Consider the following 2,763-nt stretch of genomic DNA (forward strand, 5'->3'; position numbering starts at 1 on the left):
CCGCCCCCGCCACAAAGCAAGTTCGCCAGTCCTCATACCAACAGAGAACTACCGAACACGCGATGCGACAAGCCTCCTAACAAAGCACTACTAGGGGCCGGGGAGGAGCCCGCCGCGGTCCGGACGTCGCCGTGAGCCGGCGGCCCGGTCCGGGGCGGGCGAGGGTGGACCATCACCGGGGCCGTCGAAGGCATCCCGCGCCCAGGACCGGCCACCTGCCCGCCGCGTCCCGTCCGCACGGCGCGGCGCGCTACCCGGCCGCGACGGGGTAGCGGGGTTGGTCGCCCCGGGCGACGGAGAGCAGGTTCTCCGCGGCCATGTCGGCCATGCGCCGGACGGCCTGGGTGCTGAGGTAGGCGCAGTGGGGTGTGACCAGCAGCCGGTCCGGGACGAACTCCAGCAGTCCGTATGGGTCCTCGGCCGGGTGCGGCGTCGGTTCGGTGTAGTAGCCGTCGAAGGCCGCGCCGGCGATCAGGTCCGTGGCGAGTGCGGTGCGCAGGGCGTCGGGGTCGACGAGGGCGGCGCGGGCGGTGTTGATCAGGAAGCCGTCGGGGCCCAGCGCCGTCAACTGCCGTGCGCCGATGACGCCGTCGTTGACGCCCGGCTGGTGGGGGAAGTGCAGGGTGACGACCTCGGCGGCCTCGAACAGGTCGTCCAGGGAGGCGACCGCGGTGTAGGGCAGCCCGTCGAGCTCCGGGCGGTGCGTGCGGTTCCAGTACAGGACCTCCATGCCGAACGCGGCGTGCGCCATCCGGGCCACCTCGCGGCCGATGTGGCCCATGCCGGCCACCCCGAGTCGGGCGCCGACCAGCGAGGGCGTCGCGTCCTCGCTCCACAGCCCGGCCCGCACGCCCGTCACCCGGCGGGTCACCCCGCGGACCAGGTCGAGCATCTGAGCGACGGTGAACTCCGCGACGGCCACCGCGTTGGCGTGCGGGGTGTAGCAGAACCGGGTCGGCGAAGCGCCCTCGGGTACTTCCATGAAGGAGCCGTAGCCGGTGCCCATGAAGCAGGCCACCGCGAGGTCCGGCAGCCGGTCCCACGCGCGTGCGGACATCACCTCCGACCCGCCCAGTACGTAGCCCCAGGCGCCGTGCAGCGCCTGGACCACCTTGTCCTCGTCCAGGTCGCCGGGGAGCGACTCGACGGTGAATCCGCCGGCCTCCAGCTTCCGTACCACCTGGTCCGGGAAGGTCGCCCCGGTCACGACCACCCTGCGCCTGTCCATGCTCGGCTCCTCGGTCGACTCTGTGCGCGGCACGCTCCGCCCCCCGGCGGCGCCGCGGGCCTCAGCCTACGGGCGGCGGACCGGATGTTTCCGCCGGTCCGGAGGAACTCGTCCACCCGTCGCCGCCCCTCGGGGGCGGTCCGAGGCCGTGTCCGTTGCTCCGCAGGTCCCGACGAGGGCGCTGACGGCGGCAGGCCGTACCGGGCGAGGGCGAGTACACCGACGATCGCGGCCGCGGCCACGCAGCCGAGTCCGCCCCGGCCGGGACCGCGCCGTGCGCACGCGCAGGCCAGCAGGCCCGAGACCGTCATGGTCAGGGCGGTGCCGTAGCAGGCCCAGCCCCAGGTGTTCCGAAGACTCTCCGACCCGAACGCGAAGAGGGCGAACGCCACGGCGAAGAACGGCGTCGGGAGTGCGAAGAACGCGTTCACCGCGGTCGAACCCGTCGGATCGGGCTGCTGATCGGCCATCTGCGATCGTCGTTTCTGTCGGACCGCTCCCGGTCCGTGGACCGGGGGCGGTGGAACCGTCTGGTCTCTCCTGCGCGGCCGACGCGCACGGCTCGCAGGACACCCGAGCCCGGGGGACACCTGGGCCCGGGTTCTCCGGCTGGAAGCCAGTCTCGCGGCACGGTGATCGCTCCGACAGGTGGACATCGGGGTCGGTGTACGGAAGGACACCGCGGGCCGGGTGCTCCGGTCGGCGGATGACGGGGCGACAACCGAGGCGAGACGGGAAATCTTCCGGTCTTCACCGCCTCGAATGACGGTCTCTCACCGTCCGACGCCGAAGGATTTCCGGTCCACACGCCGCTGCGCCGTCCGCCCCGGAAACAGGTGGCGAACGGCGCAGCGGTGTGGACGGCGGGTCGGGTCAACAGGTGGCGGCGGGCCGGTCGTGGGTCACGAGGTCGCTGCCGCCGGTGGTGGCGTCGAGCCAGACGACCCGGTTGCCCTGGTCGGCCGCGGGGTGGAACTGGGTACCCCGGTTGTAGGAGACGCGGGAACGGTGCTGCTGCACGGCGGTCCTCCACGGTGATCGGCAGCCGGTGGCAACGCTGCTGACGGGGCGACGAGGTGACGATAGATCACCAGATGCTCGATCGCGGCCGTCGGGCCCGTCCGGACCGTCGGGCGAAAGGGCAGCGCGCGGCACCAACTCCTGTGCACGGGCGCAACCGCCCCGTGTCCGAACAGGCATGAACCGCCCCCGCCGGCACGAACCGCCCCCGCCGGCGCAAACCGCCCCCGCCGGTGAACCGCCCCCGCCCCCGCCCCCTACGGCCGCCGCCCGGCGTGCGCGGCAGCGCCGGCCCGCCGGCCGATCAAGGCCGGTGCCCCTCGGCAGGGTCGGGGAGCGGTCGCGGCCCGCGAGTACGGCGGCCCGCGACCGCGTCGGGGACGGCGCGGCCCGGCGGCACCCGGGTGTGTGTGGGGCAGGGGCAGGTGTCGCCGCTGCTCTGCCAGGTGGTGGCGTCGACCATGGCGGCGGCGAAGCTCTTGGCGGCTCGCTGCTGCCGGCGGTGGGAGCCCGGC

Annotated in this window: 2 protein-coding genes and 1 pseudogene; all 3 read right to left on the minus strand. The window is 73.8% G+C overall.

All coding sequences use genetic code 11. From position 1 onward, the window contains the following. Positions 1 to 250: 250 nt before the first annotated feature. The gene (locus tag ACFWA9_RS38905) at positions 251 to 1,228 is read right to left on the minus strand and encodes a 2-hydroxyacid dehydrogenase (protein WP_380394288.1); all 978 of its coding nucleotides are present in this window, start codon (positions 1,226 to 1,228) and stop codon (positions 251 to 253) included. 873 nt (positions 1,229 to 2,101) lie between these two features. Further along, complete coding sequence (locus ACFWA9_RS38910; RefSeq protein WP_380394291.1) at positions 2,102 to 2,248, minus strand: hypothetical protein; 147 nt, start codon at positions 2,246 to 2,248, stop codon at positions 2,102 to 2,104. Between the two features lie 304 nt (positions 2,249 to 2,552). Beyond that, positions 2,553 to 2,763, minus strand: a pseudogene (locus ACFWA9_RS38915) (hypothetical protein); the annotation flags it as partial.

This window comes from Kitasatospora sp. NPDC059973 (assembly GCF_042737525.1).
In the GTDB taxonomy this organism is placed as follows: domain Bacteria; phylum Actinomycetota; class Actinomycetes; order Streptomycetales; family Streptomycetaceae; genus Kitasatospora.